Genomic DNA, 13,184 nt, shown 5'->3' with positions numbered 1-13,184 from the left:
AAGAATTTTACCAGCCGTTTTCTATGCCCCTAACCGATAATCCCAGTCATCCGAATGAATAACATTACCGTCACGGTAATGCCAGGTAATCTTTTCATAACGAAGCAAAACGAGTTCAAGGTGCCCCTGTTTTTCATGATAACTATCTTTCACATCATGCATCAATGAAAACACCGTGACGACCTTCACCGCTTCCAGCGTTATCGTGAAATAGATTTCTTCCTGTCCGGCATCATTGATTCTGTACAGGTCGATAGTCGCTTTCCTGAGCGTACCGCCAGTGCTAAGTGCTTTATAAAGAAACACACTGGAGCCATCAATTTCCTTTTCAATGAGAAAGGGGCGATGCTGGCGTTTGCTCAACACTCTGCCATTATGCAGGTCAGAGTTATAGCTCACATTATGATAGAGTCCTAAAACCTCAATCTGGCTTTCACGGTCTTTGACTATCACGCTGCCTTTTATGCTATTACCCGCATCGTCAGTTAATGACATATACCCCGGGATGGCCATTTAAATATCCTTATCGAATGGAACAGAGTGTTCAACGGTCGCGATCATAACAGCGAGGCATCTTTTACCCTGCGGACTTTTAATCTTAAACATCGCCCTGATTGAATCGACAAATAGCTTATTACTCTCTGCTTCTGTTTCTGGATAATGGGCAAAAGCACAGACCTGTTCAACAGTGAGTAACGGTTTATTGTCTTTTAAGATTGCCAAAACGCCAGCGGGATTAAGCGTGATGGCTTCAGAAAGCGCTGCTTTTAAATCTTCAGCCGAACTGGCGTCCACGCCCGGTTCAAGAGCACTCGCGACAGCTAACCATTCCTGGTTTCCTTTACGAATCCCAGGAATGACATGATTCCACCATTCCGACTCTCCGCTATCATTAGCATACAATTCTGCTACAACATGCCTGGCCCCTTTTTCGTTTATCATCTGCAACAGTTGCTCAGGAGTGTGACTTTTGGCAAATAAGGCCCCCGGGAAGCACAATAATAACGCAATAATATATTTCATCATCGTACCACCAGTATTGTGTCACCTGAATCATAAATCATATGCCGTTTGTCCTGCCCGTTCATAATGATGCAACCTGCCGATGCTGAACCTGGTGGTTGACCTTTTTTATCCCCATGAATTTGGAAATGATCTCGACCAAAAGTATTGGTCCCCGCTATAGGTTCAAGAATAATTGCCTCTGCGCTTTTGTGATTGTTCCACCCGGCAATAAAGTAAACACCTCGTGGAATGGGACCTTTATTTCGTTGCTGTTCACATTCAGGCTTATCTTTCGACTCACCAGCACCGTTATAGCAACTGGCGACGAACTCGCCATTATGACTCAGTACTCCCGTCGTAACTTTATATTCCCATGTCATTAAACGTGCTCCTTTATCTAAATAATCACTTATTTTATGAGCACCGATAAAGTTAAAGTCACAACCGCCATCACAAAACTGAACGCTAAGACTGAATAAGCACGAAAAATTTAGAAAAGATAATAATGAATAAATTTATCCCATATATTTTTTCGATAATAAATAGTGCGGTGCGCAGGTCTGTTTTGCCCTGCTCTTACACCACCTTTGCATTTTGCGTGAACTTACCTCTATCCTTAACCCATGGAAAAAATAGCTGAACTCAAACGCGCTAAGCTTCTCGCGCTGTCGCTGCTGCTGATTGCCGCCGCGGCGTTTATCATCACCCTGTTCCTGCCGCAGACTTTCTGGGTGCGCGGGGTAAAGGCGATTGCCGAGGCGGCGATGGTCGGCGCACTGGCGGACTGGTTCGCCGTCGTTGCGCTGTTTCGCCGGGTCCCCATTCCGTTTATCGCGCGCCATACGGCGATTATCCCGCGCAATAAAGACCGTATCGGCGACAATCTTGGCCAGTTTGTGCAGGAGAAGTTTCTGGATACCCAGTCCCTGGTCGCGTTAATCCGCCGCTATGAACCCGCGCACATGATCGGTGCCTGGTTCAGCAAGCCCGACAACGCCCAGCGCGTCGGCCTGCATCTGATGCAGGTGATGAGCGGGTTCCTTGAGTTGACCGACGACGGGCGCATTCAGCGGATGCTCAAACGCGCGGTGCATAAGGCCATCGATAAGGTCGATTTCACCGAAACCAGCGCCGTGATGCTGGAGAGCATGACCAAAAACAACCGCCACCAGGTGCTGCTCGATGCCATCATCAACCGCCTGATTACCTTGATTCAGCGCGACAGCACGCGGGAATTTATCTCTGACCAGATCGTCCACTGGCTGAAGACCGAGCATCCCCGCAAAGCGATGGTATTGCCCACCGAGTGGCTGGGCGATCAGAGTGCAGAGATGGTATCGAATGCGGTGAACACGTTGCTGGACGATATCAGCCACGACCGCACGCACCAGATCCGTCAGGCGTTCGACCGGGCCACGCTGAAGCTTATCGACAACCTGAAAAACGATCCGGAAATGGCGGCGAAAGCCGACAACATCAAGCATTACCTGAAAAATGACGAGGCGTTTAACCGCTATCTGGGGGAAATGTGGGCCGATCTGCGCCAGTGGCTTAAGGCGGATATGCAAAGTGAAGACTCGCGCGTGAAGCAGCGCATCGCCAACGCCGGGCTGTGGTTTGGCGAAACGCTGACAAACGATGCCAGCCTGCGGGCGTCGCTGAACGAGCATCTGGAGCAGGCCGCGCATCGCGTCGCGCCGGATTTCGCCGCGTTCCTGACCCGTCACATCAGCGACACGGTGAAAAGCTGGGATGCTAAAGACATGTCCCGCCAGATCGAGCTGAATATCGGCAAAGATCTGCAGTTTATCCGCGTCAACGGTACGCTGGTGGGCGGGACGATTGGCCTGATCCTGTTTTTACTCTCGCAAATCCCGATGATTATCCATTGAGCGTCCTGAAAATCAGTTCACGCATCCTGCTTACGACTGCATCAGCCGGGATGGTTCTCTGATGCAGCACAATCCCCAGCTCTCCTGCGTCTGGCAGCAAGTGGCTGACGACATGTAACGTCTCGGGCAGGCCAATACGCGTGCGAAGCGTCACCCCGAGCCCCGCACTGACTCCCGCCCAGAGTCCGCTCAGGCTATGGCTGGTAAAGGCAATACGCCAGGGAATACCTGCCGAATCCAGCGCCGCGATGGCCCGGCTCCTCAACTGGCAGGGCGCATCAAACATCACCAGCGGCAGCGGCTCACCCCGGTGCAAATACCCCTCAATATCGTCACGGGACCGACAAATCCATTTAAGCGTTTCGCTGCGCAAATAGTCGCCCTCTCGCCCTTCCTGCCAGACCAGCGCAAGATCGAGTTCGTTTGCCGCCACGCCGCGCAGCAACGCCTGGTTACGTTCGATGCGTGCGGTCAGCCGGAGCTCAGGGTGCTGTCTGTTAAAATTGCCGAGTACCTGCGGCATCACGGACTCGCCAAAATCCTCCTGCATGCCCAGCCGCACTTCGCCCCGCAACTGCTCTCCTTTAATCGCCCGGAGCGCTTCATCATTTATCGCCAGCATGCGTCTGGCATAGCTCAGCAAAATCTCACCCTCCAGGGTCAATGCCAGCGTACGCCCTTTCTTCACGGTAAGCGCGACACCGCACTGCTGTTCCAGCTTTTTTAGCTGGGCGCTAACCGCAGAGGTAGATCGGCACAGCCGGTTCGCCGCCTCGGCAAAACTGGATGACTGAAAGCCCTCCACAAAGCTGCGCAGCGCGTCCAGGTCTAATGCCGAAGGTTGTCTATCCATATCATCCTCATTTTCGGGACATTAAATCAAAAAAATTGCGATTTTCTTTATGTTGGCATCCTGAGAGAGTGATTTCCAGACAACAGGAGAACAAAATGAGCACAACACTGAATCGCGACACCCTTACGCAGGTCTCCCCTAAACTGGCGGAACTTAGCCAGCAGGTGCTTTTTGACGATATCTGGCGACGCCCTCAGCTGGCCCCGCGGGAGCGGAGCTTGATCACCCTTGCGGCGCTGGCGGCACTTGGGCGCACCGCGCAGATCCCCTGGCATATCGACTTCGCCCGGCAAAATGGCGTCACTGACGAAGAGATCGCCGAGTCGTTCACCCATCTGGCGTTTTACGCAGGGTGGCCAGCCGCGGTCAGCGCCCTGACCTGCCTGGCAGAGGAGCCACAATAATGCCGTTTGTTCGTATCATGACGGGTGTCCGCTATAGCGAGATGCAGAAAACACAGATCTCGGACATTTTGCACCAGACGCTGACGGAGACCTTCGCCGTTCCCGAGCAGGACAGGTTTCATTTTTTTGAATGTTTCGCGGCCGGGGATCGGTACATAGACCAGCACTATCTCAGCACGGGCAGAACGGAGGGGGCGATTTTATTTAATATTGTTGCCGGTAAGCCGAGGAGTGAAGAACAGAAAGCGGCGCTGTACCGCCAGCTGGCTGCGGAATTGCAACAGAAGATGGCGATTGACGGCGGGGACGTGATGGTCGTTATTCAGTTTACGGCCGCTGAAGACTGGAGCTTCAGCGGCGGCAAAGGCTATCAACGCTGAATGACGTAGCGTGTGGCGGCAAAACGATTCAGGATTAAATGCACCAGAAAGACCATCGTCAGCGTCGCCACCAGCGAAAACGTGACGGAGGTGATGCGATAAAGATCGCTGAACACCAGGTCGCTGTCAGGGTGCATGTTCTGCCCGAACATAATGCCGATGGTGGTAATACTTGAAAATCCTACGCCTGCGCCCACTTTCTCCATCACATGCAGACGTGCGCCAAACGCCAGCCCAAGGCCAATCAGCGGCATCATGAGCAGCATATGGCTACTGTGGTCGTAGAGGATGAGCTGGACAACCAGGATATAAAGACAGCCCAATACCACGCCGACCACGCGCCAGATGGAGCTCATCACCGCGCCACGATAGTGCATCGGGAACAGGATCAAAATCCCGGCCATCAGCGCCGAGAGGGAATCGCTTAAGTCACTGATTTGAAAAACGACGAAAATCAGCGTCGCGACGGTGCCGGAGAGCAGCGACTCATGGCGCACGCGGGCATCGTCTTTCTCAATCAATGGCGGCGGCTTGCGGGGTTCCACGTCCGGCAGGAGATAGTTCATCAGCGCGCTCAGGCACACCGCCATCACGCTCGCTTCGATGTTGGAAAACAGCAGCGTGTGCCAGTTGGTGGTGGGGTAGCTCATAAAATTGAGCATCACGCTCTGGCACACCACGCCCATCGACCCGAACAGGAACAGCGGCCCTTTGCTCATAAAGCGAAAACGCATGACGTACAGGGCAAACACCACCAGCGTCATGATGACCGGCCATTGCGACAGATAGCCGATGATAATCACCATTTCAACGCAGTTCAGCGATGCACTGAAGATAAACTGCTTCGCCACATGGCGGTTGAAGACCGGCACCAGCGAGAGCAGCATGATCGGGTAGACCACAAAAAACACGCCGTAGCTGGTGTTGTAGAAACTGGAAATGCTCAGCGCAATCATCCCTGCAAAGACGATGCGCAAAGTCTGGCGAAAGTCGTTTGCCGTGTAGACGATGTTACCGTGCGGGGTAAACACCCGCGCCAGCGTATTAATAGACATAATGCAGCAGGCTCACCAGATGGATCTGCATCCCGGAGAAGAAGCGCGCAAACGGCCCTTCACTGTTATAGAGCTGGACAGTCGCCCGCGCGCCGGTCGGCAGTGGCTTCGGCAGCGCCTCGTCCAGCATGACGTGAATGCGCATGCGCTGGGCGTCACGCACCCAGCGGTTCGAGGTTTCCGGCTCGGAGAGCTGGCCGTTCACCGCCTCCTGACCCGCGAGGATCCCCGCGTCGCTGCTGGTCACGTGGGCGCGGAAGACGCGTCCCGGAAAGGCGTCAAACACCACCGCGGCATCGGTGCCCTGATGGGTATGGCGCAGGCTTTTCTCGCGGAAATCGGCCACGATGTCGGTCTGGTTGTTCACCAGCGCCAGCGCCGCTGCGCCTGAGGAGGCATAAAAACCGGGGCTTAACTGCAGGTTACTGACCGTGCCGTCTGCCTGAGCATACACCTTCGTCCAGCCGAGATTCAGCTCCGCCTCATCCAGCGCGTTGCGGTATTTTTGCAGCGTGACGTTGCGGTGTTCATCCCGCTCGCCGCGCTGAATACGCAGGTTCCGGATATTAGCCTGAATCGTGCTGACGGACTGCTCGCTGCTCTGCCAGGTGGTCCGGACTTTATCCAGATCCGCCTGCGAGACGTTCTGTAACGTGCTCAGCTTCTGATAACGTTCGAAGGTCACTTTATCGTTACGCGCGGTCAGCACGGCGGTTTTCAGGCTGGCCTGCGCGGCGGCGATCTGCGCGTCCAGCTGCTGGTTGGAAAGACGAGCCTGCTCCAGCGCGATTTGCGCCGCTTCCACTTTATTGCGAAACGGCGTGTCGTCGAGTTCAAACAGCAGATCGCCCCGCTTCACCTGGCTGTTGTTGTGCACATGCACGGCCGCCACATAGCCGGAGACACGCGGAGAAACCGGCGTCACCACGCGCATCACGGTGGAGTCCGGCGTCAGCGGGATCCAGATATCCGCGACGACAAAATAGATAAACATCAGCAGGAAAGAGGCAATACTCACCCTTACCCAGCGGGCAAACTTTTGTTCAGGGGTCATTATTTTTCGGTCTTGTTGTCTTCTTCGCGGATTGTCCGCAAATTACAGGCGATTTGATTCAGGGTGGCGCTGAAGATCTCGATATGTTCCGGCGCGATATTTTGCGATACCCGCGCCTGATAGGTCTCAATCACCTGAGTAAGCCTTTTTAAGATGGCTTTTCCCTCAGGCGTCAGCGTCAGAAGCCGGATGCGCTTGTCATAAGGCGATGTGGTGCGCAGCAGGTAACCCTGTTTTTCCAGCTGTGTGAGCGTGCGCATCAGCGGCGGCAGTTCAATGCCCTGCACCTCCGCCAGCTCACTCATTGAGACGTTATCCCCAAGTTGAAAAAGCTGCATCATCACCGTCCAGCTCGACTGGGTTAACCCGGTATCGAGAATGGCATCGTCGATCACCGCACGCCACTGACGCACGATCATCGCCATCCGCATACCCATCGGCCTGCGGCTAAACAGTTCTTCTTCACTCATAGGGAGTCCCTCTCGTCACACGCAGTCAAGATAATAGTTATCAGGGTAAGTATCAAGAAACGAGGGACGAAAGCGCAGGAATTGCGAAAACGACGTTCTCCCTCTCCCTGTGGGAGAGGGCCGCGGTGAGGGCATCAGCCCGCAGCGGAATTTAACGGCTAAAGCTAAAATGTCGGGTAATGGCACTTTTCCCCGACGCCGTCACCACCACCTCCCTGTACCCCATCACCCGCTGGATCCAGCCTTTACTCTCCAGATAAGTGAGCAGCGCCGTACCCGCTTCTCCCCCCAGATGAAACCGTCGCTCGCTCCAGTCGAGGCAGGCGCAGCAGGCCTTGCGACGGGGATGAGCATTTAATGGAATGCCGAGTTTCAGAAACTGCTCACGGCCATACAGGGTGAGCGCGGAACCGTCATCCTCCAGCCAGCCTTCCGCCTGCATAAAATCATAGATCTGAACCGCCACCGTTCCGGCAAGGTGGTTATAGCAGGTGCGGGCTTCACGCAGGGCTTTTGGCGCAGACGTTTCCGGCGGCGTAATGCGGCTCCAGGAGAGCCCCATCATCTGCTCGACCAGCGCCGCGACGTCGTGCCCGGCAAGGCGATAATAGCGGTGCCGCCCTTGCGATAAACACGTAATCAACTTTCCCTCCACCAGCCGGGCGAGATGCCCGCTGGCGGTCGACGGCGCAACATCTGCCGCAGTGCTGAGTTCGGTAGCGGTCCACGCCCGCCCGTCCATCAGCGCGCAGAGCATCTTCACGCGCGAGGGATCGGCCATTGCCGCCGCCACCGCCGCAATGGCCTGTTCCAGTGCCGCGCTGTTCTCAGGAGGCTGGTTCGTTTTTAACATGGGGCGCCCAGGGTTCGGTGATCTCTGCGGCCAGCTTATCATCATCCGTCAGCAGAATAAGGTGATTCGCATGGTCGCTGTACTGGGTAAGAATAGACACACCGCGTGCCGCCAGCACCGCCGCGATGTCACCTAACTCGCCTGGCCGCTCCTGCCTGAGTTTTCTGATAACCGGCTTGCGCACCGCCTGAACGGTAAATCCGGCCTCCATCAGCACGCGGCAGGCTTTTTCTCCGTCCTCCACCAGGAAATGGGCATCGGTACCAAATACGCCGCCCCCCTCCAGCCCCACGCCGTGACGGCCTAACAGTTGCCCAAAGCGCGCCAGCTCGCCGGGCCTGTCGCTGAAAATCACGTGAACGTCATACATTCGCATGCCCTCCGTTTTCGGAACTGTATTCCCGCACGACCTGTGCCACGCGAATGCGATAGTACGCAAAAATGGATCCCCGCCCTTCGGCCTGCGCCGCCTGGTGAAAGACGTTTTGCTTCCAGCTGCGGATGGCCTCTTCATCCCGCCACCAGGAAAGGGACAGGATTTTGCCGTCGGTGGTCAAACTCTGAAAGCGCTCGATATCAATAAAACCATCAATGTCGGCCAGCAAAGGTTTGAGTTCGGCGGCGAGTTGCAGGTAGCGGGCCTGATGATGAGGCTCCGCTTTGGCTTCGAAAAGGACTGCGATCATAAGTGTCTCTCCGTTGTGATAGTGAGGAGAGAATGCAGAGAAAATTAACTTCATACTTCGGCGACTGACGAAGTGTTTTTGCCGGATGGCGCTGCGCTTATCCGGCCTACGAGCACCTGTAGGCCCGGTAAGCGCAGCGCCACCGGGCAGGTTTTAGCCCAGGATCGACCTCGGCTCCATAAACGCCCGAATCCCCCACTCACCCATCTCGCGCCCCACGCCGGAGTGCTTAAACCCGCCAAACGGCGCTTTCGGCTCATGGGCAAGCGTATTCACCAGCACGCGCCCGGAGACAATCTGCTGCGCCACGCGGCGGGCGCGGTCCACATCCTCACCCAGCACCATCGCGCTCAGGCCGTACTCGGTATCATTGGCAATCGCGATAGCCTCCGCTTCGTCCTGATAGGGAATGATGCACAGCACCGGGCCAAAAATCTCGTCGCGGGCAATCACCATGTCATTATTCACGTCAGCAAACAGCGTCGGGCGTACAAACCAGCCGTCCTGCTTCCCCGCTGGCCGCCCTTCGCCTCCTGCCAGCAGCCGTGCGCCCCCGTCGAGCCCCTGACGAATATACCCCTGCACCCGCAGCCACTGCTTCTCGCTGACCATCGGGCCGACGTCCGTGGCACTGTCGCGCGGGTCACCGGATTTCACCGCCGCCACGGCCTGCGCCAGCGCGGTTTCGATTTCCGTTTTACGCGACTGCGGCACCAGAATGCGCGTTCCCGCCACGCACGCCTGCCCGCTGTTCATAAACCCGGCCTGAATCACCAGCGGGATCGCCTGCGCTAAGTCCACATCATCCAGCAGGATCGTCGGCGATTTACCGCCCAGCTCCAGCGTCACGCGCTTAAAGCTTTCCGCCGCGTTACGCAGAATGGCCTTGCCGGTATTCGTCGAGCCGGTAAACGAGATTTTCGCCACGTCCGGATGGCGGCTGATGGTGTCCCCGACGATGTCACCGCGCCCGGTGACAATGTTAAACACGCCCGGCGGCAAAGCAGCATCGCGCAACGCTTCGGTGACAATCCGGGTTTGCAGGGCGCTCATTTCGCTCGGCTTAATCACTGCCGTACAGCCTGCCGCCAGCGCGACCGCCAGCTTGCCGCAGATAAAACCCGCGTCGCTGTTCCACGGCGTGATCAGCCCGGCCACGCCAAGGGGCGTCATCTGTACCGTCGCGGCCCCCGCGGTTGTCTCGAACTCAAACGCCTCCAGCGCCTCAATGGCCTGGGCAATCACCTCCGCCGGATAGCGGGCCATCCAGGCGGAACGCGAGGCGGGCGCACCATACTCTTCAACGATCGCTTCCAGCAGATCGTCGTGGCGAGCGACCACGGCGGCGTGCATGCGTTTTAGCGCCGCGATGCGTTCCGGCTTTGTGGTCTTTGACCACGCAGGAAACGCTGCCTTCGCCGCCGCGATGGCGCGCCCGGCGTCAACCTCATCCGCCAGACGAACCTGACCAATAACCTGCGCCGTCGCCGGGTTATACAAATCAAACCATTCGGTGCCGTGCGGGGTAACAAACTCGCCGTTAATAAAAATCTGTTCGATCTGGTGCATATAAACCTCCTCAGGCTGTGTGAGCACAGTCTGGCACGGCTTCTCCGTTGCGATAATCCACGCTATGCTGCAAGGGTTGTTTCGATTTTCAGGATAATCTATGCATCGTTCAGGTCTGACAGAGCTGGAAGTGGTGATGGCCGTGGTGCGGCGCGGCAGTTTTCGCGGCGCGGCGCAGGAGCTCGGAATGTCCGCGACGGCGGTGAGCAATGCCATTGCCGGCCTGGAGAGCCGCCTTGAGACTCGCCTCTTTAACCGCACCACCCGCAGCGTGGCGCTTACGGACGCCGGGCAGCGCTACGTGGCGCGCGTGGGGCCGGCCTTGCAGGAAATCCGCCTCGCGGGTGAGGAGATCCACAGCGACACCGGGGAACCTGCCGGAACGCTGCGTCTGAACGTGCCGAACCATATCGGCTCGCTTTTTCTCGACCAACTGCTGATCGACTTTATGATCCGCTACCCGAAAATGCGCGTGGAGATCGTCAGTGAAGCACGCATGATCGACATCGTCGCCGAGGGTTACGACGCGGGGATCCGCCTCGAAGAGTCCATCCCGCAGGACATGATCGCCGTACCGCTGACAGGGGAGATCCGCCAGCTCGTCACCGCCACGCCAGATTACTTCGCACGTCACGGCATTCCGCAAACGCCGGACGATCTGCTGCAACATCAGGGGATCGGCATGCGTATGGCTCACGGCGGGATCTACCGCTGGGAGCTGGCCCGTCGGGGGGAAACGTACGCGCTTGCCGTGCCGCCGCGCTTTGCGACGTCCGATCTTTTCGCCTCGATCCGCGCCGTAAAAGCGGGGTTAGGCGTGGGATTTTTGCCGGAACTCTATATCCAGGAAGAGCTTGAGAGCGGGGAACTGGTGAGCGTGCTAAACGACTGGACGCAGCCGTTTGCCGGGCTGCGCCTTTACTATCCTGGTCATCGCCACGTCCCGCCAGGGTTACGGGCGCTGGTAGCGATGATCCGCGAGCGCGGCATTATTCCAGGTTAGCTTTATTCAACCCGTAAGCCGCATCCAGCGAGCCTGGCGCCATGCGGGAGGTAATTCCCAGACGGTTCCAGGCGTTAATCGCCACGATGGCGAAGTTCAGCTCTGAAATCTCAACGTCCGAGAAGTGCTCCGCCACGCTGCGGTACAGGGCATCGCTCACGCCATGCACGCCAATCTGCGTCAGCGCTTCGGTAAAGGCCAGCGCGGCTTTTTCGCGGGCGCTGAACAGCGGGGATTCACGCCAGGCTGCCAGATGGTACAGGCGCAGCTCGCGTTCGCCGGCAATTTTGGCCTCTTTCGAATGCATATCCAGACAGAAGGTACAGCCGTTCAGCTGCGACACTCGAATGTCGATCAGGTGCTTCAGCGCCGGGTCGATGGAGGTTTTCGCCACCTCCATGCTCAGGGCAGACAGTGCGTTAGCGAGGGCAGGTGTAACTTTATGGTGGTTGACGCGAGTGCTCATGGTCTTTCCTCTTTTTTTGTGCGGCATCGGTGATGCGATGAGGCAAATCTACGCCGTTCATGACATAGTAAAAAGACACAAAAAGCGTGAAATGAGGTAGGACATGAAGCCGGGCTATCACGAGATCTACTCCCGCTATCGCGACAACATTACGCGCGGCGTGCTCAAGCCGGGCGACAAAGTGCCCGCCATCCGCGTGCTGGCCGAAGAGCTGAAGGTGGCGCGTAAAACGGTCGAAACGGCGTATGCCATTCTGACGGGCGAAGGGTATCTGGTCAGCCAGGGCTCGCGCGGCACGCGGGTCAACCCGGACTTACTGTTGCCGGAGCGTCCTGCCCCGACGGAACAGCCTACCGGTACGCTTCCGGCATCGCTTATCAGCCAGCGCGAGCAGGCAGGGTTTCTGCGCCCTGGCATCCCATCCCTCGACAGCTTTCCGTACAAAAAATGGCTGCTGCTGGCAGGCCAGGCGACGCGCGCCATGCGTCAGGAGGAGATGCTTAACCCGCCCGTTCTGGGCTGGTACCTGCTGCGCCAGGCCATCGCCAGCTATCTCAATATCTCGCGTGGCTTGTCCTGCACCGCCGGGCAGGTGCTCATCACCAGCGGCTACAGCGGCAGCCTGCGCCTGATCCTCGACACGCTCGCCAGCCGCAGCGACAAGGTGGTGTTCGAAGATCCGGGTTATTTTATGGGCCAGCAGCTCCTGAAGCGGATCGTGCCGCGTCTGCACACGGTGCCGGTCGATCGCTGCGGCATGGACACGGAATACCTCCTCCGCCACCATCGCGACGCCCGTTTTGCCCTCGTCACCCCGTCGCACCAGAGCCCGCTGGCGGTGACGCTCTCCCTGCCGCGTAAACAGCAGCTGCTCGACTGGGCCAGCCAGAACGAGGCGTGGATCATCGAAGACGATTACGATGGCGAGTTTCATTACACCCGCAAGGTGTTGCCGTCGCTGAAAAGCCTCGACCAGCACGACCGGGTAATTTTTATGGGCACCTTCAGCAAAACCATCATGCCGTCGCTGCGCATGGGATACGTGGTGATGCCCGCCAGCACCGTCGGGGCGTTTACCGACTGCGCGGATATCACCACCAGCGGCCAGCCGGTGCTGACGCAAAAGATCCTCACCGCATTTCTCAACGAAGGCCATTTTTTCCGTCACCTGAAAAAGATGCGCGCGCTGTATCAGACCCGCCGCGACTGGATGATTGCCGCCCTGCGCGAGGTGTATGGCGATCTGTTTTTCACCGAGCAGAACGACGGCGGGATGCATATCGTGGCGTTTCTGACCAAAGGAAGTTGTGACCGGGAAGTGGCGCGCTGCTGGCAGGAACAGCAGCTGCAGGTTAACGCGCTCTCCGAGTGGTACCGCGGGTCGGGAAAACGCTACGGGCTGGTGATGGGCTACAACAACGTGCGGACATACCAGGAGGCGGTGGCGTTGCTGGAAAGGCCGAAACGGCAGACGCTTGCGCTGTTGAGTTGAAC

17 protein-coding genes are annotated in these 13,184 nt (G+C 57.2%); 5 read left to right on the top strand and 12 right to left on the bottom strand.

Annotated features, from left to right (window positions below):
* Positions 1-21: 21 nt before the first annotated feature.
* Genes tssD through ABFI50_RS11945 form a run of 3 tightly spaced genes read right to left on the bottom strand, consistent with a single transcriptional unit; the run spans position 22 to position 1,385 of the window.
* Complete coding sequence (tssD, locus tag ABFI50_RS11955; protein WP_196361386.1) at positions 22-513, bottom strand: type VI secretion system tube protein TssD; 492 nt, start codon at positions 511-513, stop codon at positions 22-24.
* Positions 514-1,026 carry a hypothetical protein gene (locus ABFI50_RS11950; protein WP_347484117.1) on the bottom strand — a complete coding sequence of 171 codons (513 nt, stop codon included), beginning with the start codon at positions 1,024-1,026 and terminating at the stop codon, positions 514-516.
* Positions 1,023-1,385 carry a tlde1 domain-containing protein gene (locus ABFI50_RS11945; RefSeq protein ID WP_232952335.1) on the bottom strand — a complete coding sequence of 121 codons (363 nt, stop codon included), beginning with the start codon at positions 1,383-1,385 and terminating at the stop codon, positions 1,023-1,025. Before ABFI50_RS11945 ends, ABFI50_RS11950 begins: the two co-directional genes overlap by 4 nt.
* Positions 1,386-1,628: 243 nt before the next feature.
* Here ABFI50_RS11945 and ABFI50_RS11940 point away from each other — a divergent pair, with 243 nt between their 5' ends.
* Positions 1,629-2,897 (top strand): DUF445 domain-containing protein, encoded by a 1,269-nt coding sequence (locus tag ABFI50_RS11940; RefSeq protein WP_347484114.1) that lies wholly within the window; start codon positions 1,629-1,631, stop codon positions 2,895-2,897.
* On the opposite strand, the gene ABFI50_RS11935 is transcribed toward ABFI50_RS11940, so the two are convergent.
* Entirely contained in the window at positions 2,887-3,750 is an 864-nt protein-coding gene (locus ABFI50_RS11935; protein WP_045281861.1) for a LysR substrate-binding domain-containing protein, read from the bottom strand. The two genes, ABFI50_RS11940 and ABFI50_RS11935, sit on opposite strands and share 11 nt — an antisense overlap.
* Positions 3,751-3,845: 95 nt before the next feature.
* On the opposite strand from ABFI50_RS11935, the gene ABFI50_RS11930 reads away from it, so the two are divergent.
* Both ABFI50_RS11930 and ABFI50_RS11925 read left to right on the top strand, forming a co-directional pair.
* A complete protein-coding gene (locus ABFI50_RS11930) occupies positions 3,846-4,154 on the top strand; it encodes a carboxymuconolactone decarboxylase family protein (protein ID WP_121527402.1) in 309 nt (102 codons plus the stop codon).
* Positions 4,154-4,534 (top strand): tautomerase family protein, encoded by a 381-nt coding sequence (locus tag ABFI50_RS11925; RefSeq protein ID WP_045281863.1) that lies wholly within the window; start codon positions 4,154-4,156, stop codon positions 4,532-4,534. The genes ABFI50_RS11930 and ABFI50_RS11925 overlap by 1 nt, the downstream gene beginning before the upstream one ends.
* On the opposite strand, the gene ABFI50_RS11920 is transcribed toward ABFI50_RS11925, so the two are convergent.
* The 7 genes from ABFI50_RS11920 to ABFI50_RS11890 all read right to left on the bottom strand — a co-directional run bounded on the left by ABFI50_RS11920 (position 4,525) and on the right by ABFI50_RS11890 (position 10,221).
* The gene (locus ABFI50_RS11920; protein ID WP_045281864.1) at positions 4,525-5,589 is read right to left on the bottom strand and encodes a DUF2955 domain-containing protein; all 1,065 of its coding nucleotides are present in this window, start codon (positions 5,587-5,589) and stop codon (positions 4,525-4,527) included. The genes ABFI50_RS11925 and ABFI50_RS11920 overlap by 10 nt on opposite strands.
* Positions 5,579-6,646 (bottom strand): HlyD family secretion protein, encoded by a 1,068-nt coding sequence (locus ABFI50_RS11915; protein WP_100246798.1) that lies wholly within the window; start codon positions 6,644-6,646, stop codon positions 5,579-5,581. Before ABFI50_RS11915 ends, ABFI50_RS11920 begins: the two co-directional genes overlap by 11 nt.
* A complete protein-coding gene (locus ABFI50_RS11910; protein ID WP_014882398.1) occupies positions 6,643-7,113 on the bottom strand; it encodes a MarR family transcriptional regulator in 471 nt (156 codons plus the stop codon). Before ABFI50_RS11910 ends, ABFI50_RS11915 begins: the two co-directional genes overlap by 4 nt.
* A 151-nt stretch (positions 7,114-7,264) precedes the next feature.
* Positions 7,265-7,966: a winged helix-turn-helix domain-containing protein gene (locus ABFI50_RS11905; RefSeq protein ID WP_047626632.1), complete on the bottom strand. Its 702-nt coding sequence runs from the start codon at positions 7,964-7,966 to the stop codon at positions 7,265-7,267.
* On the bottom strand, positions 7,941-8,336 hold the full coding sequence (locus ABFI50_RS11900; RefSeq protein ID WP_045134364.1) for an amino acid-binding protein: 396 nt from the start codon (positions 8,334-8,336) through the stop codon (positions 7,941-7,943). The genes ABFI50_RS11905 and ABFI50_RS11900 overlap by 26 nt, the downstream gene beginning before the upstream one ends.
* Positions 8,329-8,652, bottom strand: coding sequence for an antibiotic biosynthesis monooxygenase (locus ABFI50_RS11895; RefSeq protein ID WP_047343947.1), 324 nt, complete (start codon positions 8,650-8,652; stop codon positions 8,329-8,331). Before ABFI50_RS11895 ends, ABFI50_RS11900 begins: the two co-directional genes overlap by 8 nt.
* A 153-nt stretch (positions 8,653-8,805) precedes the next feature.
* Positions 8,806-10,221 (bottom strand): aldehyde dehydrogenase family protein, encoded by a 1,416-nt coding sequence (locus ABFI50_RS11890; RefSeq protein ID WP_050863191.1) that lies wholly within the window; start codon positions 10,219-10,221, stop codon positions 8,806-8,808.
* 100 nt (positions 10,222-10,321) lie between these two features.
* Between ABFI50_RS11890 and ABFI50_RS11885 the strand changes: the two genes are divergently transcribed.
* Positions 10,322-11,224 (top strand): LysR family transcriptional regulator, encoded by a 903-nt coding sequence (locus tag ABFI50_RS11885; RefSeq protein ID WP_023338980.1) that lies wholly within the window; start codon positions 10,322-10,324, stop codon positions 11,222-11,224.
* On the opposite strand, the gene ABFI50_RS11880 is transcribed toward ABFI50_RS11885, so the two are convergent.
* The gene (locus tag ABFI50_RS11880) at positions 11,211-11,690 is read right to left on the bottom strand and encodes a carboxymuconolactone decarboxylase family protein (RefSeq protein WP_014882392.1); all 480 of its coding nucleotides are present in this window, start codon (positions 11,688-11,690) and stop codon (positions 11,211-11,213) included. The two genes, ABFI50_RS11885 and ABFI50_RS11880, sit on opposite strands and share 14 nt — an antisense overlap.
* Before the next feature lie 103 nt (positions 11,691-11,793).
* Between ABFI50_RS11880 and ABFI50_RS11875 the strand changes: the two genes are divergently transcribed.
* Positions 11,794-13,182, top strand: a complete 1,389-nt coding sequence (locus ABFI50_RS11875) for a PLP-dependent aminotransferase family protein (protein ID WP_088126412.1) — start codon at positions 11,794-11,796, stop codon at positions 13,180-13,182.
* Positions 13,183-13,184: the final 2 nt, after the last annotated feature.

The organism is Enterobacter sp. HNDS-6, assembly GCF_039850505.1.
Classification (GTDB): domain Bacteria; phylum Pseudomonadota; class Gammaproteobacteria; order Enterobacterales; family Enterobacteriaceae; genus Enterobacter; species Enterobacter kobei.
The sequence above is the reverse complement of the archived record's forward strand: the minus strand, read 5'-3'. Positions and strand labels throughout refer to the sequence as shown.